Here is a 23,272-nt window from a genome sequence, read left to right on the forward strand (position 1 = left end):
CTTAAGTTTGTGGATATCCGCTTCATTTTAAGTTTTCCGGATTCAATCCCAGAAGCTCCGGCAGTATAAATCTTCCATCCCTGCGGATCAGCACGTCGTCAAAATACATCTCTCCTCCGCCGTATTCCGGTGTCTGGGCATATACCAGATCCCAATGAATCGAGGAGTGATTTCCGTTATCACAATTTTTATAAGCATTTCCGGGCGTAAAATGGATACTGCCCGACATCTTCTCATTAAACATGGAATCTTTCATCGGTTTTACCACATAGGGATTCACTCCGATCGCAAACTCCCCGATTCCTCTGCAGCCCTCATCGCGGTCCAGAATCTGGTTCAGCCGCTCCGAATCATTGGCAGTGGCCTCTACAATTCGTCCGTTCTTAAACCGGAAACAGATATTTTCGAAGGCAAAGCCATCAAAAAATCCCGTCGTATTATAGGTAATCACACCGTTTATAGAATCCTTTAAAGGAGCCGTGAATATTTCTCCATCCGGTATATTCTGCTTTCCCGCACAGGGAATGGCAGGCATCCCTTTAATAGAAAATGAAATATCCGTTCCCCTGCCCACCAGACGAACCCGATCCGTCTTCTCCATCAATTCCTTCAATGGCTCAAACGCCTTCTCCATCTTAGAATAATCCATGGTGCAGACCTCGAAGAAATAGTCCTCCAGTGCCTCCATACTCATACATTCCGCCTGCGCCATACCATCGGTGGGATAATGCATGACGCACCATTTCGAATCCGTGCTTCTCCTGCTGTGTACCGGCCGCTGATAAATTGCTGCATAATCCGCCATATTTTCAGAAGGTACATCGCTCATCTGGGAAGTGTTTTCCTCTCCCCTCACCCGGATATACACATCCATCCTGCTCATCATCAGGCTGTCGACTTCCTCCATTACCTTTAACTGCTCCCTGTTGCACTGCATCAGAAGCTCCCTCTGCAGTTCCATCGTCCGAATCCACAGAAACGGACTTCCTCCCGCCGCATACACTTCCCGGATCAGGGCTTTTACCAGATCGTAATTGTGATTGCCAAACGATTCAATCACCACGTTTTCCCCCGGCTGCACATTGCAGGAATAGGTCACAATGTTATGTGCCATCTTATCCACTCTTGCATCTCTCATTTTTCTTTATCTTCCTTTCCCACAGAGCGGTATCGCTCTGAGACTTTCCATGTCAAAGAGCTTTTAACAGTCTCGTAAGAAGTATCCAGGACCGGTCAAAGGAAGCGAGGTCAAGAAATTCCTCCGGCCCGTGTATATTTCCGTAGATTGCCCCGCTGGTTACTATATCCATGTCCGGATGCATTTTTTTAAATACTCCGCATTCATTTCCCCCGTGTCCGATCAGGCAGTTTAACGGTTTTTGATAGAGATCAAAGAATACCTGCTTCATAATCTCCCGAAGTTCAGAAACAGCCTCATATTTCCAGCCCGGATAATAACCGGAATACCCAGCACTGGCCCCGAACAGCCTGCCAAGCAGCGCCGCCTGATGCTTCAGTTCTTCCACGGCTCCCTCCAGGGCACTCCTGGCAGAGAGCACGATCACCGCCTGAGTTTCTTCTATAGAAATAATTCCCATGTTAACGGAAGTGACCGGCGGGTTTCCCTCCACCGCCGCATTCCTCGCCTGCAGGCCGCATGGCAGCAGCCCGATCAGGCTTATAATCTCCCGGCTGTCCTCTTCTTTCATGGCTCTTTCCGCCAGACTCTCCGCCGTAAGCTCCACCGTAATATCAGGATCGCTCAGTTCAAACTCTTCCGAAATATTCTGTCCGCACCGTGAGACCAGCTTTCGCAGTACCATTTCCTCCACCGTCGAAGTAAACGTAACTTCCGCCCGGGGCATGATTACATTATGCTTTGTCCCGCCCTGAAAATCACACAGCCTGAAATCAATTCCCCGGCGAATGAGAAAGCCCGATATCCTGGCCGCCAGTTTGCCGGCATTGGCCCTCTCCCGGTCAATCATTCCGCCTGAATGGCCTCCTAAAAGTCCGCTTACAGTCAGACGGTATGTACGATTCCGGTTTTCATCCCACGTGACAGGACGTGTCAGCGTAATCTGCTCTCCACCGCCCATGCTCATATACGTCTTATACTCGCCGGCTCCGTCCAGATTGATCATACGCCTTGCTTTGAAATATTCCGGTTTCAGTGCCTGTGCCCCTGTCAGCCCGGTCTCCTCCTGTGTGGTAAAGCAGCACTCCAGATATGGATGGGCAAGCGTATCGTCTGCCAGGACAGCCAGCATATAAGCACAGCCCATACCGTCATCCGCTCCAAGCGTTGTCCCCTCCGCCCTTAACCGGCCGTCCTCCACATACAGTTTCAGTGGTTCTGTTTCAAAATCATGGATCCAGCCCTCTTTTTTTTCACAAACCATATCCATGTGAGCCTGAATGATTACGCCGGGATGGTCCTCGTATCCCATGGTGGCATCTTTATAAATGATGACGTTCCAAAGTTCATCCTGGATATAGGAAAGCTGATGTTCTTTTGCAAACGATACCAGCCAGTTGCTGAGCTTCCTCTCATTTCCCGAACCATGAGGAATCTTACAGATTTCATTAAAATACCGGCAATACGGTTTTGTCAGATCAAATTCCATTGCTTCTCCTTTATAACTCTTCGATGAATGCCTTCAGGAAACGAATCGAACGGTCAAACGATTCTAAGTCTAAGTATTCTTCCGGGGTGTGATGCTTCGCGTAGACAGCACCGCTGGTTACGATATCCATGTCCGGGAACATATGCTTAAAGGCTCCGCATTCATTCCCGCCGTGGGCGGCAACATGGTTCAGCGGTATCCCGTACTGTTCTAAGAATACGCGGTCCATGGTATCTCGCAGGGGGGAGTCTTTTAAGTACCGGTAGCCGTAGTAATCACGCTTCTCTCTGATTTCCGCATGAAACTTCTCACAAAGAAGCGAAACCGTATACTCCGCTTCATCCATTAGAGATTCAAAGGGGCTGCGGGCTGCATACGCCACCACCGCGGTTTTTCCGCTTACCGAGATGTTCCCCAGATTAGCCGACCAGGAGGGCAGCCCGTCCAGGGTTAAAAACCTGGAAAAGACGCCGTATGGCAGAAGATACAAAAGCTCAATAAATTCCCTGCTCTCCTCTTCCGACGCCGCCGGTACAGCCTCCGTTTCCCTAAGAACCATGGAAATACCGGGATCGCTGAATTCATATTCCTCCGCCACTGCCCTCTCTGTCCGTCTTAACACCCGATCCAGTTCCTCCGGCGCTGCATCAGCAGTAAAAACGACCTCCGCCTCCGCTGCAATTCCCGTTTTTTTACTGCCTGCCGTCATATCCCCTATCCGGCAGACGATTCCCGCATCCAAAAAATGATAGAGCACCCTGGCCGCCAGCTTTCCCGCGTTTGCCCGTTCTTTACCGATATCATCTCCCGTGCGTCCCCCCAAAAGCCCTTGTATCGTAAGGCGGTACGTCCGTCCGGGAGCCTCCGTCATGGACATTTTCTTTTCAATCACCAGATTGCGTGATCCGGCAAGTGTCGTATAGGTCCGGTATTCACCAGCACCATCCAGGTTAATCAGCCTTCTTGCCTTAAAATATTCCGGCTTCAGCGCCATGGCTCCATACAGTCCGATTTCCTCCTGAACGGTAAAGCAGCATTCCAGATAAGGGTGGCCGAGTTTTTCATCGGATAAGATATCCAGCATATATGCGGCTCCCATGCAGTCATCTGCACCGAGCGTCGTTCCTCTGGCTCTCAAATGTGTGTCTTCCACATAAAGCTCCAGCGGATCTGTGTCGAAATTATGATTTGATTCCGGCACCTTCACACACACCATATCAATATGAGCCTGCAGGATGACGCCGGGATGTGTCTCATAACCTGGTGACGCCGGTTTATAGATGACAACATTTCCCATTTCGTCCTGCACATAGGAAAGATTGTGATCGACGGCGAACCGCACAATCCAGTCACTCAGCATTTTCTCATTTTTTGAACCATGGGGAATCTTACACATCTCATTAAAGTAATAGCAATGTGGCTTTGTTATATCAAATTCCATACCAGTTTTCCTCCATAATCTTATCATTATCACAGCTTGGTCAATTTATATTGACCAAATGATACCAGTTTATAAAAACACACCTCTTTTGCGTCTAAGTATAATAAAAAATGATCGTTTCGTCAATAGTATCTTATGAATTTTTCACATAAAGTGTTATAAATATTGTCAAATTCTTGTCTTATTCTCTTCTTGCTTTTCATTTTATGTTGCAAACTTTTCTATTTCCCTCTCTTTTCCGTCGATAATTTAAGCATTTTATTGAGATTTCTTTTTTATTCTGCTCAATTTTTTATTGACTTGTTTTCACAACATTGTTATAATACTGTCATAATATAGATAAGGAGAAGGTTTATCCATGGCTAAAATAACAGATTTAAAAGGCTTTTGCTACCCGCTGTCTCCGGAAGGAACGTGTTCTTTATTAGGCTGCTATCCCTGGCATTACGGTACGGAATACTTAAATATTGTCTACCGCACTGATCCCAATGCACTGGCAAAATGGATCCCGGAACCCCTTACGCCAAGCAGAACGCATCCGGATATCGCCTACGTTGCATTCAGCAAGTGGTGGTCCGTCTGGGAAGACTGCAGGGAGATGCCCAGTATGAATCCGGAACGCACCCAGTATAAGGAAGCGGCCATCTGGACCGGCTGTAATTATAATGGTGAAGAGGCTCAGATCTGCCTCCCCATCTGGGTAGACAACGATTTTTCCATGGCGAGAGGCTGGGCCATGGGCTTTCCCAAGAAGCTGGGACAGATCAGCATAACAGACTATAATCCCTACAATCCGGGCATGCCGAAGATGGGGCCGGGAGCAAGCTTAACTGGAACCGTCGCCTCTCATGGTGAAAGGCTAATAAAAGGCACGCTCACGATTGAGCGTCAGATAACCCCGGATCAGCTGCCCAAGCCCATGGGGCTGCCCCTGATTCATCTGCGTCACTTCCCAAGCCTCGTTCCCGGGCACCGGCCTTCCGTATGCGAACTGGTTAAGCTGGGAGCGGTCAATAAGCAGTCCGATCCGGTCGCATGGGCAGGAAGCGGCCAGCTTGAATTCCTTCCATCCGAACTGGAAGAGCACATGCCTCTGGCACCGAAGGGGGACATTCTCGGAGCCTACTGGTTCCGTAACGGATATACCTTTGATGGAGCTGAGGTTTTACATGATTATACAAAAGACTGGAAATAGAGATAAAAGGCGCCTTCGGGTGCCTTTTATCGGCTTGCTCGTCTTTTTATTTCCATGTTTTTCGCCTCTTCATGTCTTGACTGTTTTATTGCAATATTGTAATAGTATTTTTAAAATATTATGGCAATAAGTAGTTGACATATGGATTCTCTTTGCTATAATAAAGGCATAAGAAAGGCATATTCATTTCATATGAGGGAGAACAAAAACATGCGAACCTACACAAGTGCAAAAGAGTATATTGACGCAGTGATTGAAACGGCAAGGCGCAGGGACGGGGACAAACAGGAATTTTTACAGTGTGTGAAGGAAGTCTACGATTCCCTGGAAAAGGTTATCGAGGCTCATCCGGAATACGTTAAGGCCGACATCCTGACCCGTATGATCGAACCCGACCGTTTTATTTCCTTCCGGGTCGCCTGGGTGGATGATAACGGATTTACCCAGATCAACCGCGGATACCGGGTACAATTCAATTCAACCATTGGACCATACAAGGGAGGCCTCCGTTTCCATCCAACCGTAAACCCCAGCGTTATGTTTTTCCTGGGATTCGAGCAGACCTTCAAGAACTCTCTTACCGGACTTCCTATGGGGGGAGCGAAAGGCGGTTCTGATTTTAATCCGGTCGGAAAGAGCGACAGCGAAGTCATGAGATTCTGCCAGTCCTTTATGACCGGGCTTTACCATTACATCGGACCGGACACCGATGTTCCCGCCGGAGATATCGGCGTTGGTGCAAGAGAAATCGGTTATCTGTTCGGTCAGTACAAACGGATCCGGATTGCATTCGAAAACGGAGTGATCACAGGAAAACCACGTGCCTACGGCGGTTCCCTGATCCGCCCGGAAGCCACCGGCTACGGCGCCGTATACTATACCAATGAAGTTCTGAATCATGAACACGAATCCATCAAGGGGAAAACCTTTGCCATCTCCGGTTTTGGCAATGTCGCCTGGGGCGCTATCAAGAAGATTGCGGAGCTGGGGGGAATTCCTCTTACGATTTCCGGACCGGATGGCTATGTATATGACAAAGATGGAATTATCACTCAGGAAAAAATTGATTACTTATTAGAGATGCGTGCCTCCCGAAACGATCGTGCCAAAGACTATGCAGACAAGTTCGGCGCACAATTCTTCCCGGGCAGACGGCCCTGGGAAGTAAAAGCGGACGTGGCAATGCCCTGTGCGACGCAGAATGAAGTTGATCTGGAAGATGCTAAAAACATTGCGGCCAATGGAACGAAGTATTATATCGAGGTAGCCAATATGCCTACTACCTCCGAGGCCTTAGATTATCTCACTTCCAGAAAAACAATCATTGTAGCTCCGTCGAAAGCAGTCAATGCCGGCGGCGTCTGCGTATCAGGTCTGGAAATGAGCCAGAACAGCCAGAGACTATCCTGGAGTGCCGAGGAAGTTGACAGCCGGCTGAAGGCTGCAATGAAGAACATCTACAAGAACTCCGTAGACGCGGCAGAACGCTATGGCCTGGGCTACAATCTGGTTGCAGGCGCCAATATCGCAGGCTTTGAAAAAGTAGCCGACGCGATGATGACGCAGGGTGTCTATTAACAATTTCATTTCACATGCCTTTCTTAAATTCAAGAGATCCTTCAGCCCGCCGGGTCTGAAGGATCTCTTTTCCTAATGCTTATTAATTCTCTGGATAAACTGTTTCGTCCGCTCATGCCTGGGATTTGCGAAAAATTCTTTTGCCGGCCCTTCTTCCAGGATTACGCCATCCGAAAAGAAGACTACCCGGTCCGCGACCTCCCTGGCAAACGCCATCTCATGTGTCACAATCATCAGAGTCGTTCCCTGATGGGAAATGGAACGGATCACATCCAGAACCTCCCCCACCATTTCCGGATCCAGCGCAGAGGTCGGCTCGTCGAACAGGATCACCCTGGGATTCAAAGCCAGAGCCCGGGCGATTCCCACCCGCTGCTGCTGGCCTCCCGACAGCTGATGCGGATAATAATTCATCCGGTCCTTCAGCCCCACCCGGGCGATTTCTTCGGCGGCAATCTTTTTAGCCTCCTCCTTTTTCATTTTTTTTACCACTACCAGGGCTTCCATCACATTTTCCAGTGCCGTGCGGTGGCTGAACAGATTAAAGCCCTGAAACACCATGGCCGTGTTCCGCCGGACGTCAAGAATCTCTTTCCTGCTGATTTTATCCGACATGTCCAGCGTGATATCTTCCAGCTTCAGCACGCCCTTCTCCGCTCGTTCCAAAAAGTTTAAGGTTCTCAGGAAAGTGGATTTTCCAGACCCGCTGGCTCCGATAATGGCGACAACATCCCCGGTTTCTACCCGGTAGTCCACACCCTTAATCACCTGATTGTCGCCAAAACTTTTTTTCCAGTTTTTAACCTCAATCATCCTTCTTTTCCTTTCTTTCCCTGTAGTTTACCTTTTTCTCCAGCCACTTAAATGCAAAACCGATCAGAATACAGCACCCCCAGTAGATAATGGCAGTGCAGATATACGCCTCAAAATAACGGAGCGTTCGGCCGCCGATGATTTTTGCTTTCCCCATGATGTCCACCACTGCAATCATAAAAGCCAGCGACGTCCCCTTGATCAGTGACGTAATCTGATTACCAAACGTCGGTATCGCCACAACAAGAGCCTGTGGGATCTCTACCTGCAGCATGGTCTGAAATGCCGTCATGCCCAGGGATTTTGCCGCCTCAATCTCTTTTTTATCGATGGAAAGAAGCGCCGCCCTGATAATTTCCGATTCATAGGCAGTCTCCTGAATCACAAATGCAACCAGGGCAAACGCAAAGGCAGGAACCATATTAACATTGAGATCCGTTCCGTGTTTTACATTAACCGCCCTTAGCAAAAGCGGAATCCCATAGTAGGAAAGATACAGCAAAACCATCAGCGGAACCCCTCTGACAAAGGACAGATAGACCGAGCAGAACTGGCTCAGTACAGGGATCTTTCGAATTCTGGCAATTGCCATGCCAAATCCCAGGACCACGCCCAGAATCATGGCCACCACAGTGAGTTCCAGCGTAACAGGAAGACCCTCTAGTATCTTGGGCATATACTCCCAAATAGCTTTCATATCAAATATTTTATTCATATAAAGTCTTCTCCATCTAGTGTTCCGGTACTAAGTCTGTTCCAAAATACTGTACACATAACTCTGCCATTGTACCATCATCGCGGATCTCCGCAAGGACCGCATCAATTTTCTTCTGAAGCTCCGTATTATCTTTTGCATAGAGATAGTAAGAGTCAGGCTTCTGAATTTCGTCGGCGTTTTCAATATCATACAGCTTTAAATCAACGCCCAGCTCCTGACTGGCAATCGCGAAATCGGCCGCCGCATGAATGCAGGCATCGTAGCGTCCGGTAGAAACCATGTTCATAATCTCAATGGCGCTGGCATCTACATAATCTATATTGATCTTTTGCTCCGGATGCTCCTCGTTATATGCTTCCAGCCACATGGCCTGTGCAGTCCCTGCAATATGAGCGATGTTCTTACCGGCCAGATCTCCGATCGTCTTTATCTCTGTCTCGTCCTGACGGACGCCCAGCACGGTGGGGCTGTGGAAATAGGGGACTTCCGAGTATAAATAGTTGTCCGCCCGCTCCTGCTTCCACGAAATCCCGCCTCCAATGATATCATACTGGCCGGATTCCAGTCCCGGGAACAGAGCTGAGAACTCCCCGGTATAGACCAGTTCGATCGCAACGTCTTCCAGACGTTTATCCACTTCCTTCATAATTGCAATCTCATATCCGTCCAGTTCCCCATCCTCATTTACAAAGTTATAACGGGCTGATTTTCCGGGGCAGGCATATGTAAGTTTCGTAATCGCCTCACTCCCTCCCGCCGGACTGCCGGCCTTGCCGCCGCAGGCTGTCAATGATAGAATCGCCATAAGTGCCATTACAGTTGCCGCTGTTCTCTTCATATTTCTTTCCTCTCTTTCTTCCAGTTAGACTGTTCCGACAAACGTTTTTTAAAGCAGTACTGATACCGCCGGCATCAGCGTCTACTACAGATATACAATATCATGACAACTTTGTCAATTATTTTTTAACATTTTTTGTATATATTCCTCTAAATACAGTCATGATATCGTATTTTAGTTGTCATTATTCATTATATAAGCCCGGCTTTTTTCCATAATCTGGAAATATTTTCTTACTTTTTCCCTTTTCCTTGCTAAAAATCCTATTTTCTGATAGAATGAAAGAAAAATGATGGAAACGGAGAGACTTTTCATGAAAATGTTATCAGTTCAGCGTCGTGAAGCGATTCGTGCGATGTTACTAGAAAAAGAAAGCATTACCATTTCAGAGGTAATGGAAAAATTTCAGATCAGCGTGGAGACGGCTCGCCGTGATTTTGATGCATTGGCAGATGAGGGGTTTCTAAACAAAGTTTATGGAGGCGCCACCTTAAAAAAGCGTACTTCCGCACTTCCCCCAAAAGAGCTTCTCAACAGCACCTTTTCCGAAGGGAAAACCCGCATTGCCAGACGTGCCGTACGCTTTATGAAAGCAGGTGATACCATTTTTCTTGATAATTCCAACACGGTCTTTCATATGTGCGAGGGCCTTCTGAATATGGATATCACAGTTTTGACTAATTCGCTTGCCGTAATCAACTACTTATCAAAGAGCAAAACCATTAATCTAATTTGTGTGGGCGGCCGGTATGATGCTAACGAGGAATCCTTTTTAGGGCCTACGGCGTCCGAGTACCTGCGCCGTTTTCAGGTGGATCGCGCTTTTTTTTCCTGTAAATCTTTTGACATGACAAGAGGCCTGGGAGTCTCTGACGAAAGAGTCGCCGACATGAAGAAAACCATCATCCAGTGCGCCGAGCAGACCTGCCTGCTTGCTGATCACAGCAAATTCGGCAAAGTATCCTTTGCACATTTCTGTGACTTTGAAGATGTTGACAACCTGTTTACCGACGAGCTTGTAACCGATGACTGGAGAGACTACCTGGAGCGTCATAATGTAAGACTCTTTGAATGTCCCGAAAGCGGTGAGATCCAGCCGGAGGAAAATTATTATTAGACCAGCGCAGGAAACAAAAAGGGAGAGAAACAGAAAAATCAGTCTTCTGTTCCTCTCCCTTTTAATTCTTCGGCAGCTGTCCCTCCGGCCGGCTGCCGAGCCCTTTCCCTTAATTTTTCTGACCCAGCCGAAACAGTGAATCCATAATAAAGACAGCCATTGCAATAGCTCCCGCGATCTGAAGTGTCTCTGTCAGATAATACGAGGATAAATCACTGACACTGCGTATCATATAATAAACGCTGCGGTAAATCGAGGCTCCCGGCACAGACGGCAGTATGCCTGCAACCAGAAACACCGTGACCGGCACCTTAAACCGCCTTGCAAAGATATGGCTGATAAAGGCCACCACCAGAGTGGATACAAAGGCCGCAACAATCACAGAACTCGTATAGTTTAAGGAAATCAAATAGATCACCCAGCAGGCGGCTCCTATGAAACCGGCATGAAACACATATTTCCGCGGCACCTCCAGAATCAGTGCGAAGCTTAAAACGGCGAAAAACGCCCCCATCGTCTGAACTACCATATCACGGCACCTCCAAGCACCTGGCTGAACAAGGCCATTCCCATACCGACACCGGCCGCTACGGCCAGGGCGACGACTGCCGCTTCCATGATTCTGGCTGCCCCCGCTGCGTAATCCCCATTCAAAGTATCCCGGATAGCGGTTGTAAAAATCACGCCCGGCACCAGGGGCATGATGCATCCAATGATGACAATATCACGCTTCAAGTCAGGAAACACCCATTGTTTCATCATAAGAGCTGCCACGGCTATGGAAAATGCACCCAGAGACGTCTGGCAGAACACATTAAGCCTGATCCGGCCCGACATCCAGATGACTCCCGCAGACAATGCGCCCGCAAATGCGGCGGCCGTACAATCTACAGTTCCTCCGCCCAGAAGCAGGGCAAAGAACAGGGATACACAGATGACTCCTGCATTCTTCATCCAGGGCCTGTACTGCTGTGCCTTACACGCTTTCTGAAGCTCTTCATAAGCGGCTTCCACAGTCATATTACCGCTGCAGAACTGTCTGGAGACATTATTGACCAGGTAAACCTTATTAAGATTTGTAGACCGGTCGGTCACCCGCCTGATCACCGTGATCGGTTCCAGTTCCGGATCGTTCAGCGTCACGAAGATCCCCGTTGACAGTACGATCGCTTCTGAGGTACGCCTGTCCGCATTTTGCAGAATGCGCTTGATGGTGTCCTCCACCCGGTAGATTTCCGCTCCGCTCACCAGCATTACTTCTCCGGCCAATACAGCCGTCTCCACAAGCAGCTTGTCATTCATCTGAATATGCTCCTTTTATCTTCCATTCTTCAATTTTTCCAGTTATCACAGGGTCTTCCGGCCCATCGACCATCATATCACAAATTGATGTATCTTCGCAATCCCAATGAGCCTTTTCCCTGCACCCATGGCACGATGCCGCTTTTTAATCAGGCAGACAGAGAGCGATGCCGTTTTTGTTTCGGCATCGCTCTCTTATGATACTGTCCTATTTTTTTCGTTTGCTCAGATCCAGCTTATCGCCCCAGAAGGTATTATGGATACCGGAAAATCCGGCTTCCAGATCCAGCCATTCCTGTACCGGATAAAATGGCTGTGCACTCTGTCCGGAGATATTGTAAGGCATATCATCACGCGGATAAATATTGTTCTGATCCTCCGCCACACGAAGCGCATAGTCCAGCATTCCCACCATGGCTCCTTTCATCAGGAAATGCATGGTGACAATATTATAACCCAATGGATACAAATCCTTTGCATCCATGGTCGGCTGTTTTACGGACTGGTTGATATCGGGGAACATCCTCCAGACATCCGGGAATTCTTTGGAAACCCGTTCAGCCTGTTCCATGGTCTTTAACTGATTGATCAGCAGCATGTCCGCACCGGCTTCCAGCGATCCTCTGCAGCGCTCAATCGCATCCTGAAAACCTTCTTCTGTATTAATCAGCACATTTGTACGCGCAATAAAAATACAGTCTGTGCCTTCCAGAGCCGCTTTTGCCGCCCGAACTTTTGCCCAGTACTCTTCTTTCGGAATAATATTTTTCTCTACAACGCCTTTGGCGAATCCCGGTTCCGATTCATCTTCCATGAGAATTGCCGCAGCTCCGGCTGCAGCCAGGCGCTTGCAGGTACGGTATACGTTCTGTGGTCCTCCGAACCCGTCTTCCGCGTCCACGATAATCGGAAGTGGGCAGTTCTCTGTGATACGGCTGACAATCCACTCCAGCTCCGGCAAACTAAGAATGCCAAGATCAGGCAGACCGTCCATAGCCATGGAAAGTTCCGCGCCGCTTAAGCACAGGGCTTTGAAACCGGCCAGGTATGCAGCTCTTGCTGAAGCAGAATCAAATACACAGGGGGCTATAACCCCTTTTTCCTTCTCCAACAGTTCCTTAAAAGATACTCTTTTCTCTCTGATACTCATGAAAATCCGTCTCCTTTCGGCTTAGCCATTAAATTTTTCTCCGTTTTGCATTTGGAAGCAAAGCGGAAAATGATTTTATCTTCATTCTTACTATACTTGCCCGCATACGTTTTGTCAATCCGTTTTGATAAGTTTTTGATAAGTTTTTATTTTTATTAGACAAGTTTATTGTTATATATTGCAAACTTTATATTGAAAATCGATTGACAAACTATCATCATCATGTTACAATCTGGGTAATTATTACAATATGCAAAGGAGCGGATTATCCATGTTTGAACATCTGGCTCAGGGCTATGCCCTGAAAAAAGCACCATCTACCGTCATTCCGGTAGGCATTTCCATTAAGGCTGCAAAAGAAAAATACAACCTTGATACACTCTACAAGCTGGCATCTAACGAAAACCCCTATGGCGTATCACCTAAGGCTCTGGAAGCGATGGCAGCGTCTTTGGCAGACTGTCATCTGTACCCGGATTCTACCCGCGATACTGTTTTAAAAAACAAACTGGCACAGAAGCACAGCTTGCTTCCTGAGAACATCATGATCACCTGCGGCGCTGCCAATGCACTGGCCTTTGCGGGTGAGGCATTCATCAAACCCGGAGACGAATGCATTATCACCTCCCCGGCTTATCCGCCTTACTACTATATTGTCTATAAAAATAATGGAACGATTGTAGATATCCCTTCGAGAAAGGATGATATGAAGCTGGATACCGAGGCTGTGTTAAATGCAGTTACGGATAAGACCCGCCTCGTATTTGTATGTAATCCCAACAATCCTACAAGTACCTGTCTTTCCGGAGATGAACTGTATTCCTTCATTCAGAAATTCCCAAAGGACGTTATCGTTGTTGTAGACGAAGCTTACATAGACTTTACAGATAACCCGGAGAAGACCACCATGGTCTCTCATCTGAAGGATCTTCCCAATATGATTGTGGTACGTACCTTCTCAAAGCTCTATGGTATGGCCGGCATTCGTATCGGCTATGCTCTGGCCTGCCCGGAAATCATTGGATATATGAACAAGGCGATGGCAGCCCGTTCTCTCAACACCGTGGGAATCGAGGGGGCAATCGCAGCCCTGGATGACGAAGACTTCCGTCTTCTGACAATTAACAGCAACCGGGAAGAGCGGGATTATCTGACCAGAGAGTTTACAGCGCTGGGATACAAAGTATACGAATCTCAGGCGAATTTTATCTACGCAGATTTTGGCTGTTCCTGTCAGGATCTTTATTTTGCACTCCTTCCCTATGGAGTAATGATCCGGGGCGATTTCCCATACGCCCGTATCTCAATCGGCACCCACATCCAGAATGAAACTCTTGTAAATGCAGTAAAAGATCTCAGAGAGAAAGGCGAACTGTAGATCCTTCCATATTTGTGCATCAAAGGTCATATCATTTTACGGCCAGGTCTTAAAACAGAAGGTTTACTGTTTTAAGCCTGGCCCTTCCTCTACGTGGCTGCAGGTATCAGTAAAGCCAAAAGAAAGCGGATCTCCATCACTGGAAATCCGCTTTCTTTCTCTTATTCTCAGAGCGCGAGACGGGGATCGAACCATACCGCTTTTTCTCCATCAGGACAGCATGAGAAGTGTCTACAACTGTCTACAACATTTTGGAGAACGCAAAAGGCTGAAACCCCTTGTAAATCAAGGAAATTTCAGCCTATGAAAAGAGCGCGAGACGGGACTCGAACTCTCCCAATGTCGAGAAAGCTACTAAAATCAAGGAGGAACGCACACTGTCTACCGTGTGTCTACCGGCTGTCTACAACTTGAAAATCAGAAAAAAGGAAATTACGTAGTAAACATTATTTACCCTTCTACTGCCTTTTGTAGTAATTGATACAACAATTCTAATAAGTAGGGACATACCTTCCTGCCGCTTTCCTTGCCTCTATTATATCTTGCGGCAGATTAGTCCAGAAATTTTTACAATTCTCTTGAAAGCTTTCAGAACTGCTAGTTAGGGCGAAATCTGAATCCGGCCAATTAATAATTTCATTTTTAGTTTCTTCTGAAATGCCCACTGTTAATCCTTGTAGGCCCTCATAAGAATATTTTAACTCCCACCACTGCCCATCTATAAAAAACAGAAGATTTCTGTTATAAGGTCTTACAATTCGAACTTCGTCCGTTGTAATATCCGAAGTAGGATATGCTACTTCTTGCCAATATTGATGGAATAAATAAGAAATAAACAGTGCATGCTCCTTCTCATTTAAAGCAATATTTCCATTCCATATATCGTAACTCATCTTTCGGAGTTGAATCCCCTGCAAATGCAAATCTATGGTGCTATTTCCTGTAAACTCACTCTTGTCTACTTCCCATGGATATATTCTATGGGGAGCATTGATGTCCATTTTTATTCGTGTATTCACCTCTTTTAAAAATGTATTCAATTTCTCGACACGGTTATTCGAACTACTTTTACTTTTTAATATTACGTCATCAATAATTGGCTGAAGTTTATTCTCCCATTCTTTTTCTATTGGAATTAACTCATCAACTCGTTGCTGTGCACCGGGATTTTTCCTACAAAAATCATCATTTAGGTCAAGTGCTTTTGTATCGAGTTCTACCTTGTTCCAGTCCCAAAAATCATGTAACTGCCATTTCTCTATCGGAGATTCGTAACCATCACAAAACCTGATTGTATCATCTAAACCGTCACCATTCGTGTCTATAGCCTCCCATGCAAAGGCATTTATAGGAAACATCGCTAAAGACATCACTACAGAAGATGTTATCGTTGCAAGAATCATTTTGGTAAATCTCATTTCTAAAATCCTCCTTTTTTGTTCTATCAGTTTATATAATTATACACCTAAAGTTTATGTTTTGTCTATAAACTTCTAGTAAACGGAGGTGTAAACTTATAATGAATAGTGCTGAAAGATTGAAAAATTTGCGTGAACGCTATCATCTATCACAAAACGATGTTGCAAAAGTCTTGAAAGTATCTCCCGCTTTAATCAGTTCATACGAAAGAGGGGAACGCACTCCAAGTCCACAGAAGCTATCTTCACTTGCTGATTTATACCATACGTCCACTGACTACTTGCTTTGCCGTAGTAACAGCTATGACGATACATTATTTATCCCCGTTGATGGGTTAACATCCAGACAGATAAAACTATTAAGAGAATTGATAGATACCATGAAAAATAATTAATATTTCTAAATCGGAGGGGCAAAAGCACCCTCCATTTTTATTTTAGAAATCAGCTTTTTCTAAAATGGTTACACACTTTTATCAAGCGAAACAACTCTTTATATTCCATAGCTTCTTTATCATTATATGATAATAATATTTTCATCAGCTTATATACATACCGTTCTTCGTCACAGGCTATTTCAAAACAGATTGCTTGCCAGTCATAGGGATATAGCTTTACAAGTTCTAGTAAGTATGTTGAATACAGCAATAATAAAGGAGCTTTTATATCTATCTCAAATCTTTTAAATCTCCGTCCCCATTTGGCTAAATCCTTTTTTACGATAGATTTATTTTCTTTGCAAAGTTTTTCTATATTTCCCCACTGTTTATCGTCTTTACTCGGCGGAGTTGTATTATCTACAGCTACTTCTAACAGGAAATCTATATATGCATGAATAAGTGTTTGAGAGGTTTTATCCAACTTACTATACATATAAACATTGATATTGTCTAATATATATAGCATGGTATCCATTTCGCTGACTAGTCGGTAACATTCATATGGCTCTTTTTTTTCCCAAAAAAGAACAGCCTCATGAAACATATTATCAAACAAGTTTTCTTTATGGCTATATTCTTCCTTGGCGTTTGGAGATTTTTTGCTTAAGTTCTCAATGTAATAATCTTTGCCTATTATATCTCTGAATACATAATCCGCTTCTTTTTTATCAGTTAAAATAGTTATTTGTAATTCACTTTCTAATTTTCTAATGACCTCTATATTTAATCTGTAATTATTTCGGGATAATAATGCACGGTTTAGAATTTCCGTACTAATATTTAGCCTTGAAGCTGCCAAATACCGTTTTTCCTTTTCTGCCCCATTTTCAGGTATCTTATTCACCCACTCCGTAATCTCTTTTGCATTTTCAAGTACACTTACATTTACACTGGGATTGTCTACAACAACCTTTAGGTCAGTTTACAAGGAACTACACGCAGACCACGAAACGGGGGCTGCTGACAACAAATAAAGGCTGAGTATCAAGCACCGGGAAAGTGCGGGATATTCAGCCTGTTTTGTTGTCAGGGGTTTCCAAAGGGGCTTGCCCCTTGGCACACGACTTTGCTCGCAAAGTGTAGTGTGTTATACGCTCTGTCGGCGTTGCCGTGAAAATGCCGTTGCCGCCGGAGAGGGCAAGGGCATTTGAAGCGGCAGGAAAGCAGGGCTGTGATTGCGTGGCGTGGAGCCGCAAACGCAGGACTGGTTTTATCAGCAGACAGGGCGTATATGAAAGCCCCCGTTCCTCGTCCCACGCCGGACTTCGGGACAAAATGTCCCGAACTTGTGGACACACTCACGAAAAAACAGACGGATTTTTCTCTCAAAATTGAAATGGGCGGGAAGCCGTTTTAGGGCTTTGCTATTTCCCCGATAAACTTGAAGTTGTACTTATGCACAGGCAATCAAGCATCCCGTTTAATCAAAGCGGCATCGGAGTCCGGGCAATCACAATGACTGCCAAAACAGCGCCCGCAAACGCTGCTGCGCCGATAACTGCCGCCGTTTTTTTGCTGAGGTTCTTCTTTACTGCCTTACAGATTAGCATGGCGCAAACCACGCAAACAGCCGCAACCGCAAGCGCAATAACCAGCGTCTCCCATAACCATGAAAGTTCGTATAATATTCTCATTCGCTCACCATACCTTTCTCTTGCAAACTGGAAGTTACTTTTTCATATACACGCCTTTGCCAAATCCCGATTTATCCCTTTACTTTCTCCCCCGCTGCGGTTTTGGGTTTTTCAGCAAGTCCGACTTCTGCGCAATCCTTTTCAGCCACTTTCTTTCTTCCTCCGACAGCTTCCCATAGTTCAGCTTGAGCCGTTTACAGATAAACGCCATCGCCGCCTGTTCCGGGTCGCTGCCCGGAGTGGACGCTGCTTCTGCGGCTTGCAAAAAATCTTCCAGAGGATTGTCCTCCGGGACGCTGAAAAAATCGTCCTTATGGGCTTCCCGCAGGTCAAGGGCTATGCCGTTTATGTCCTGCTGTATTACATAGCGGCAAAAGCTGTCATCGTCAATATGGGCGGCGATAAGCTGCCTTAGCTGCGGGTCGGACAAGCCGGGATTGTGCTGCTTCATAATGGTTGCGCTCATAATATCCACAATGGCATTTGCGCTCTGTACCTGCTTGACTGCCGTTCCGTTCACATAGATTTCAAGGTCAGCCATGAGCCGGGGGAAATCCGGGTGTACCGCCAGTTCACACAAGAGGAAATTATCCACCAGCCCGCTTTTCAACAGTTCAATCATATCATCACTCACACGCAGGTCTGCAAGATCGGCGTTTGGGTGATTTTTTGTTTCGGACAGCCCCAGCAGGTAATCGGCGGTCACGCTGTAAAACTTCGCCAGCTTGATAAGGGCATAGTGGCTGATGTCCTTAAAATCCTCCGCTTCATAACTGCCCAGCGCAGACTTGGAGAGGTGGGTCTGCTCCGCAAGCTGTTCCAGCGTCAGCCCACGCTCTACACGCAGGTCTTTTAGGCGCTCTTGAATGGTTAAAGCCATATTTTGTTCCTCATTATATTGCCGTTATCATATTTTCTAACTTAAATCTTTCGAGCTGCGGAATGTTCTTGGCAGAAATATTTAGGCCATATTCTGGTTTCGACTTTTTACCCTCGTATGAATGGTAAACAAAAGTATTACTACTGTCGTTATCCCATGTGGTCGCAGGAATTAAATATTCTATGGGGTGTTCGCCATCATTTAGCAAAAGCAAGAACAAGTAAAGTGATTGGTCTGAAATATCAAAATATTCCTCCCGCATAAAAACATAGCCTGTTCCTTTGCGAATGGCTTTAACTTGAAACTTCAAAAATCCTCTCTTGCTTTCTGCAATAAAATCTATTCCATGGTCATCAACCTCGGAAGTATAAATGCTCACTCCATAAGAGGCTAATGACATTTTTGCGTAGTATTCACAGAACGTCCCCAGCTTTTGCCGGGTGAGGTCACTTCTTGACCAATTTAGGTTATACATTTCATTTCCACCTCCTGCTACATTTCTCTTTTTCATTCTACCACAATTCCGAGAGCGTGGAAATAGGCAGTTTTTTTGGCGGATTTCCTACCTCTTGGATATACGGGACGAACGGTCATTTAGGTGTAGACTTAGGGTAGTTCATCGATGGACAGCACCTTGAAAACCGAATGACCGTCCGAAAAGAAATACCCCGGCCGGGGAAGCACCGCAAGGAGACGGACTTCTGGACACTTTGTCCAGAGGTCACTTCGGGACAAGTGTCCAGAAGCTGCGGGGAGCGTGCCAACGCCGGAACACGCCGCAGGAATGGGGCAGGAAGCCTTTTCGGGGCGAACGGCAAAAGCGAAAAATGGAGGGAACGCATGAGAGATAACCCCTATAAAGACTTGCCACCGCTGGAACGCAGGCCGGACGGTTCCCTTTACCGCATGACCCCAGCGCAGCGGAAACAGGCAAACGCCCTGATCCGCCGGGAGTGCTGCTGTTATGAGGACGGGAACTGTATGTTCCTTGACGATGGGGACACCTGCACCTGTCCGCAGACGGTTTCTTTCTCGGTCTGCTGTAAGTGGTTCCGCTGGGCGGTTTTGCCGCTGGACAAGACGCTGGAAGCGGAGATTTTCCGGGATAAGGACTTGAAACGCTGTGCGGTCTGCGGCGGTGTGTTCGTCCCTAAATCCAACCGGGCAAAGTACTGCCCCGACTGCGCCGCCAGAGTTCACAGGCGGCAGAAAACAGAAAGTGAACGGAAAAGGAGGTCTACTGTGGACAGTTAGGGGCTGAAAAGTCCTTGATTTTCAAGGCTTTGCAAGCACAGAACAGGGGCAGGCAATAGAAACTACCGTCTGCCCCCGGAAACAGGCTTCTAACCGTCCACAAAACACGATATGGCAAACACCATTTATATCCATCAGCCGGAAAAGGCGGTCAGCTTTACCCGGCTTCCCAATTTCCTTTTTGAAGCCCCCACATTCACACCCCTGTCCAACGAAGCAAAGGTTCTGTACGCCTTTATCCTGCGCCGGACAGACCTATCCCGAAAAAACGGCTGGGCAGATGAATACGGGCGGATTTACCTCTACTATCCCATTAACGAGGTAGTGGAGCTGCTCCACTGCGGGCGGCAGAAAGCGGTCAATACCCTGCGGGAGCTACAATATGCCGGACTGGTGGAAATCCAGAAGCAGGGCTGTGGAAAACCCAACCGCATTTATCCAAAATCCTATGAAGCGGTTTCAAACACCGACTTCAAGAAATCCGGTTATGGAACGCCGGAGGACTGAAAACCGCACTCATAGAGTACGATAATCAATCCTCTTGAAGTACGAAAACCGGACGGTATATAGAAATACAGAGATTAAAACGATTTTATTTATATCTATTCCATTCCAATCCTATCAGAGATAGTTTCGGCGGGATTTTCCCTGTGGAAAACCCGCTGGAAAAGAATGGAACGAGGAAAGGAGCAGAATGGCACAACACGCAATCTTGCGGTTTGAGAAACACAAGGGCAACCCGGCAAGGCCGCTGGAAGCCCATCACGAACGGCAAAAGGAACAGTACGCCAGCAATCCCGACATTGACACCAGCCGGAGCAAATACAACTTCCACATTGTTAAGCCGGAGAGCAGGTACTACCACTTTATACAGAACCGTATTGAACAAGCTGGCTGCCGCACCCGTAAGGATAGTACCCGGTTTGTGGATACGCTGATTACCGCCAGCCCGGAGTTTTTCAAGAAGAAGCCCCCAAAGGAGATACAGGAATTTTTCCATAGGGCGGCTGATTTCTTAATCGGGCGGGTAGGCCGGGAAAATATCGTATCGGCAGTGGTACACATGGACGAGAAAACACCCCACCTGCATTTGGTCTTTGTCCCTCTGACAGAGGACAACCGCCTGTGCGCTAAGGAGATTATCGGCAACAGAGCCAATCTCTCAAAATGGCAGGACGATTTTCACGCCTATATGGTGGAGAAATATCCCGACTTGGAGCGTGGGGAAAGTGCCAGCAAGACAGGCAGGAAGCATATCCCCACCCGTCTGTTCAAGCAGGCGGTCAATCTATCCAAACAGGCAAGAGCCATTGAAGCCACGCTGGACGGCATTAACCCGCTGAATGCCGGAAAGAAAAAAGAGGAAGCCCTCTCCATGCTGAAAAAGTGGTTCCCACAGATGGGGAATTTCTCCGGGCAGTTGAAAAAATACAAGGTCACAATCAATGACCTGTTAGCGGAAAATGAAAAGCTGGAAGCAAGGGCAAAAGCCAGTGAAAAAGGCAAGATGAAAGATGCGATGGAACGGGCAAAGCTGAAAAGCGAACTGGACAATTTACAGCGGCTGGTTGACCGTATCCCGCCGGATATACTGGCGGAACTGAAACGGCAGCAGCGGCAGCATGGAAAGGAAAGGTGATTTTATAAGTACCACTATCAGATACAAAAAGGAAACGGAAGTCGTGACTTTTCAAGGCAGGGAAATCACGCTGGAAAACCTCTCCCCGGTGTTCACGCCGGAGCAGGAAGCGGCAAAACGCCGGGAACTGGAACAGCAACTTTATGAGGTGTTCCGCAAGTATGCCGACAAACGGCAGAGTGAGGAAGCCGGGGCATAAGGTTTTCCAAAGCCATCGTTGATTTGCGGGGCTGCTGACGGTATAATAAAGGTGTCAGCAGCTCCGTTTCTTTTTTAAGAAAAGGAGCGACAATATGAATAATCGAATAGACGCAATCTATGCAAGGCAATCGGTAGACAAAAAGGACAGCATTTCCATTGAAAGCCAGATTGAATTTTGCAAATACGAGTTGAAAGGCGGTAACTGCAAGGAATACACAGACAAGGGGTACAGCGGCAAGAACACAGACCGTCCGAAGTTTCAAGAACTGGTGCGGGACATCAAGCGGGGCTTGATTGCAAAAGTCGTGGTTTACAAACTCGACCGTATCAGCCGTTCCATTCTGGACTTTGCCAACATGATGGAGCTGTTCCAGCAGTACAATGTGGAGTTTGTGTCCTCTACGGAAAAGTTTGATACCTCCACCCCGATGGGGCGGGCTATGTTGAATATCTGTATTGTGTTCGCCCAGTTGGAACGGGAAACGATACAGAAGCGGGTAACGGACGCATACTATTCCCGCAGTCAGCGGGGCTTCAAAATGGGCGGCAAGGCTCCTTACGGCTTCCACACCGAGCCTATCAAAATGGATGGTATCAATACAAAAAAGCTGGTGGTAAATCCAGACGAAGCGGCAAATATCCGGCTGATGTTTGAGATGTATGCTCAGCCCACAACCTCCTACGGGGACATTACCCGGTACTTTGCCGAACAGGGGATTTTATTCAACGGCAAAGAGCTGATACGCCCCACGCTGGCGCAGATGTTACGCAATCCTGTCTATGTGCAGGCAGACCTTGATGTGTACGAATTTTTCAAAAGTCAAGGGACGGTCATTGTCAATGACGCTGCCGATTTTACTGGCATGAACGGCTGCTATCTGTATCAAGGGCGAGATGTGAAGCCCAGCAAAAAGAACGACTTGAAAGACCAAATGCTGGTACTGGCTCCCCATGAGGGCATTGTTCCCTCCGACATCTGGCTGACCTGCCGCAAGAAGCTGATGAACAACATGAAAATCCAGTCTGCCCGAAAAGCTACCCATACATGGCTGGCGGGAAAAATCAAGTGCGGGAACTGCGGGTATGCCCTTATGAGTATCTTCAATCCCTCCGGCAAGCAATACCTTCGCTGTACGAAACGGCTGGATAACAAGAGTTGTCCGGGGTGCGGGAAAATCATTACTTCGGAACTGGAAGCGGTTGTTTATCAGCAGATGATAAAGAAACTGGCAAGCTACAAGACGCTGACAGGCAGAAAGAAAGCGGCAAAGGCAAACCCTAAAATTGCCGCCCTGCAAGTGGAACTTCTCCATGTGGACAGCGAGATTGAAAAGCTGGTGGACAGTCTGACGGGTGCAAACAATGTTCTGCTCTCCTATGTGAATGTGAAGATAGCGGAACTGGACGGGCGCAAACAGGAACTTGTGAAGCAGATAGCCGAGTTGACGGTGGAAGCCATCAGCCCGGAACAGGTCAATCAGATTTCCGGCTACCTCGACACATGGGACAATGTATCCTTTGACGACAAGCGGCGGGTGGTGGATTTGATGATTACCACCGTTGCCGCTACAAGCGACAGCTTGAACATCACATGGAAAATCTGATGGGTGGAACCCCTCCCGTCAGATACCTACCCTGTGTAGTCCCTT

24 protein-coding genes are annotated in these 23,272 nt (G+C 47.0%); 10 read left to right on the plus strand and 14 right to left on the minus strand.

Annotated elements, in window-relative coordinates; genetic code table 11:
* Positions 1-22: 22 nt before the first annotated feature.
* Genes NE473_RS26795 through pepD (NE473_RS26805) form a run of 3 tightly spaced genes read right to left on the minus strand, consistent with a single transcriptional unit; the run spans position 23 to position 4,068 of the window.
* Positions 23-1,138: an aminopeptidase gene (locus NE473_RS26795; protein WP_055652113.1), complete on the minus strand. Its 1,116-nt coding sequence runs from the start codon at positions 1,136-1,138 to the stop codon at positions 23-25.
* 52 nt (positions 1,139-1,190) lie between these two features.
* Positions 1,191-2,627 (minus strand): beta-Ala-His dipeptidase, encoded by a 1,437-nt coding sequence (pepD, locus tag NE473_RS26800; RefSeq protein ID WP_055652114.1) that lies wholly within the window; start codon positions 2,625-2,627, stop codon positions 1,191-1,193.
* A gap of 10 nt (positions 2,628-2,637) precedes the next feature.
* Positions 2,638-4,068, minus strand: coding sequence for a beta-Ala-His dipeptidase (pepD, locus tag NE473_RS26805; protein WP_055652115.1), 1,431 nt, complete (start codon positions 4,066-4,068; stop codon positions 2,638-2,640).
* Between the two features lie 358 nt (positions 4,069-4,426).
* Between pepD (NE473_RS26805) and NE473_RS26810 the strand changes: the two genes are divergently transcribed.
* Together NE473_RS26810 and gdhA are read left to right on the plus strand one after the other, a co-directional pair.
* Positions 4,427-5,263, plus strand: a complete 837-nt coding sequence (locus tag NE473_RS26810) for an acetoacetate decarboxylase family protein (RefSeq protein WP_055652116.1) — start codon at positions 4,427-4,429, stop codon at positions 5,261-5,263.
* 210 nt (positions 5,264-5,473) lie between these two features.
* A complete protein-coding gene (gdhA, locus tag NE473_RS26815; protein WP_055652117.1) occupies positions 5,474-6,841 on the plus strand; it encodes an NADP-specific glutamate dehydrogenase in 1,368 nt (455 codons plus the stop codon).
* 72 nt (positions 6,842-6,913) lie between these two features.
* Here the strand turns inward: gdhA and NE473_RS26820 are convergent, their stop codons facing one another.
* From NE473_RS26820 to NE473_RS26830, 3 genes are read right to left on the minus strand one after another with little or no spacing between them, the layout of a single operon-like run.
* Entirely contained in the window at positions 6,914-7,654 is a 741-nt protein-coding gene (locus NE473_RS26820) for an amino acid ABC transporter ATP-binding protein (protein WP_055652118.1), read from the minus strand.
* A complete protein-coding gene (locus NE473_RS26825) occupies positions 7,647-8,369 on the minus strand; it encodes an amino acid ABC transporter permease (protein ID WP_155560989.1) in 723 nt (240 codons plus the stop codon). The genes NE473_RS26820 and NE473_RS26825 overlap by 8 nt, the downstream gene beginning before the upstream one ends.
* A gap of 16 nt (positions 8,370-8,385) precedes the next feature.
* Complete coding sequence (locus tag NE473_RS26830; RefSeq protein WP_055652120.1) at positions 8,386-9,210, minus strand: transporter substrate-binding domain-containing protein; 825 nt, start codon at positions 9,208-9,210, stop codon at positions 8,386-8,388.
* Positions 9,211-9,523: 313 nt separating this feature from the next.
* Between NE473_RS26830 and NE473_RS26835 the strand changes: the two genes are divergently transcribed.
* Positions 9,524-10,327, plus strand: coding sequence for a DeoR/GlpR family DNA-binding transcription regulator (locus NE473_RS26835; protein WP_055652121.1), 804 nt, complete (start codon positions 9,524-9,526; stop codon positions 10,325-10,327).
* A gap of 109 nt (positions 10,328-10,436) precedes the next feature.
* On the opposite strand, the gene NE473_RS26840 is transcribed toward NE473_RS26835, so the two are convergent.
* The 3 genes from NE473_RS26840 to NE473_RS26850 all read right to left on the minus strand — a co-directional run bounded on the left by NE473_RS26840 (position 10,437) and on the right by NE473_RS26850 (position 12,779).
* The gene (locus NE473_RS26840; RefSeq protein WP_055652122.1) at positions 10,437-10,856 is read right to left on the minus strand and encodes a threonine/serine exporter family protein; all 420 of its coding nucleotides are present in this window, start codon (positions 10,854-10,856) and stop codon (positions 10,437-10,439) included.
* Positions 10,850-11,629: a threonine/serine exporter family protein gene (locus tag NE473_RS26845; RefSeq protein ID WP_055652123.1), complete on the minus strand. Its 780-nt coding sequence runs from the start codon at positions 11,627-11,629 to the stop codon at positions 10,850-10,852. The genes NE473_RS26840 and NE473_RS26845 overlap by 7 nt, the downstream gene beginning before the upstream one ends.
* A gap of 208 nt (positions 11,630-11,837) precedes the next feature.
* Positions 11,838-12,779, minus strand: a complete 942-nt coding sequence (locus NE473_RS26850) for an isocitrate lyase/PEP mutase family protein (protein ID WP_055652124.1) — start codon at positions 12,777-12,779, stop codon at positions 11,838-11,840.
* A 271-nt stretch (positions 12,780-13,050) separates the two neighbouring features.
* Here NE473_RS26850 and hisC point away from each other — a divergent pair, with 271 nt between their 5' ends.
* Positions 13,051-14,157, plus strand: coding sequence for a histidinol-phosphate transaminase (gene hisC, locus NE473_RS26855; protein WP_055652125.1), 1,107 nt, complete (start codon positions 13,051-13,053; stop codon positions 14,155-14,157).
* Between the two features lie 491 nt (positions 14,158-14,648).
* Here the strand turns inward: hisC and NE473_RS26860 are convergent, their stop codons facing one another.
* Positions 14,649-15,575: a hypothetical protein gene (locus NE473_RS26860; protein WP_055652126.1), complete on the minus strand. Its 927-nt coding sequence runs from the start codon at positions 15,573-15,575 to the stop codon at positions 14,649-14,651.
* 101 nt (positions 15,576-15,676) lie between these two features.
* Here NE473_RS26860 and NE473_RS26865 point away from each other — a divergent pair, with 101 nt between their 5' ends.
* Complete coding sequence (locus NE473_RS26865; protein WP_081035033.1) at positions 15,677-15,970, plus strand: helix-turn-helix domain-containing protein; 294 nt, start codon at positions 15,677-15,679, stop codon at positions 15,968-15,970.
* 49 nt (positions 15,971-16,019) lie between these two features.
* Here NE473_RS26865 and NE473_RS26870 read toward each other — a convergent pair whose 3' ends face one another.
* The 4 genes from NE473_RS26870 to NE473_RS26885 all read right to left on the minus strand — a co-directional run bounded on the left by NE473_RS26870 (position 16,020) and on the right by NE473_RS26885 (position 19,040).
* Positions 16,020-16,859, minus strand: coding sequence for a hypothetical protein (locus tag NE473_RS26870; protein ID WP_256265438.1), 840 nt, complete (start codon positions 16,857-16,859; stop codon positions 16,020-16,022).
* Between the two features lie 580 nt (positions 16,860-17,439).
* Positions 17,440-17,649 (minus strand): hypothetical protein, encoded by a 210-nt coding sequence (locus tag NE473_RS26875; protein ID WP_003503778.1) that lies wholly within the window; start codon positions 17,647-17,649, stop codon positions 17,440-17,442.
* Positions 17,650-17,728: 79 nt separating this feature from the next.
* A complete protein-coding gene (locus tag NE473_RS26880; protein WP_006772920.1) occupies positions 17,729-18,529 on the minus strand; it encodes a helix-turn-helix domain-containing protein in 801 nt (266 codons plus the stop codon).
* A 13-nt stretch (positions 18,530-18,542) separates the two neighbouring features.
* Complete coding sequence (locus NE473_RS26885) at positions 18,543-19,040, minus strand: hypothetical protein (RefSeq protein ID WP_006772919.1); 498 nt, start codon at positions 19,038-19,040, stop codon at positions 18,543-18,545.
* A gap of 329 nt (positions 19,041-19,369) precedes the next feature.
* Between NE473_RS26885 and NE473_RS26890 the strand changes: the two genes are divergently transcribed.
* From NE473_RS26890 to NE473_RS26910, 5 genes are all read left to right on the plus strand, one after another.
* Positions 19,370-19,783, plus strand: a complete 414-nt coding sequence (locus NE473_RS26890; protein WP_009256047.1) for a cysteine-rich VLP domain-containing protein — start codon at positions 19,370-19,372, stop codon at positions 19,781-19,783.
* Between the two features lie 111 nt (positions 19,784-19,894).
* Entirely contained in the window at positions 19,895-20,290 is a 396-nt protein-coding gene (locus NE473_RS26895) for a replication initiator protein A (protein ID WP_006772917.1), read from the plus strand.
* Between the two features lie 187 nt (positions 20,291-20,477).
* Positions 20,478-21,422, plus strand: a complete 945-nt coding sequence (mobV, locus tag NE473_RS26900; protein ID WP_006772916.1) for a MobV family relaxase — start codon at positions 20,478-20,480, stop codon at positions 21,420-21,422.
* A gap of 43 nt (positions 21,423-21,465) precedes the next feature.
* A complete protein-coding gene (locus NE473_RS26905) occupies positions 21,466-21,621 on the plus strand; it encodes a hypothetical protein (protein WP_187383133.1) in 156 nt (51 codons plus the stop codon).
* 94 nt (positions 21,622-21,715) lie between these two features.
* Positions 21,716-23,227: a recombinase family protein gene (locus NE473_RS26910; protein ID WP_006772914.1), complete on the plus strand. Its 1,512-nt coding sequence runs from the start codon at positions 21,716-21,718 to the stop codon at positions 23,225-23,227.
* The last annotated feature ends 45 nt before the right edge of the window (positions 23,228-23,272 follow it).

Origin of the sequence: Hungatella sp. SL.1.14 (genome assembly GCF_024460495.1) — a bacterium.
GTDB classification, from domain to species: Bacteria; Bacillota; Clostridia; order Lachnospirales; family Lachnospiraceae; genus Hungatella; species Hungatella hathewayi.